General features: G+C 69.2%; 1 pseudogene. It reads left to right on the top strand.

What is annotated here, in order from left to right:
- A pseudogene (locus ACTJKO_RS17445) lies at nucleotides 1–400 on the top strand (DUF7507 domain-containing protein); the annotation flags it as partial.

Below are 400 nucleotides of genomic sequence, written 5' to 3'. Positions count from 1 at the left end.
GACGACCTGTCGAAGGTCCTCGACGACGCGAAGATCACGGACGGTCCCGACCAGGGCGCCACCATCGACGGGAACACCCTGTCCTGGTCCGGAGCACTCGCCGCCGGCGACACCGTCAAGGTCACCTACGTCGCGACGGTGAACACCCCGGACACCGGTGACAAGGTCCTCTCCAACGCCGCGGTCGCCGGCGACGGTGGATCCTGCGCCACGGACGGCGGGTGCGAGACGACGAACCCCGTCGGCTCGTACACGGTCGAGAAGACCTCCTCCGCGACGGGTCCGGTGCACCCCGGCGACACGGTCACCTACACGGTGACGGTGACGAACACCGGCAAGGCCGCCTACTCGGCGACCGCTCCGGCCACGATCACCGACGACCTGTCGAAGGTCCTCGACG

It is taken from the genome of Curtobacterium sp. 22159 (assembly GCF_052045775.1).
GTDB lineage: Bacteria > Actinomycetota > Actinomycetes > Actinomycetales > Microbacteriaceae > Curtobacterium.
Note: the sequence above shows the minus strand (reverse complement) of the source record. Positions and strands in the feature narration are given on the sequence as shown.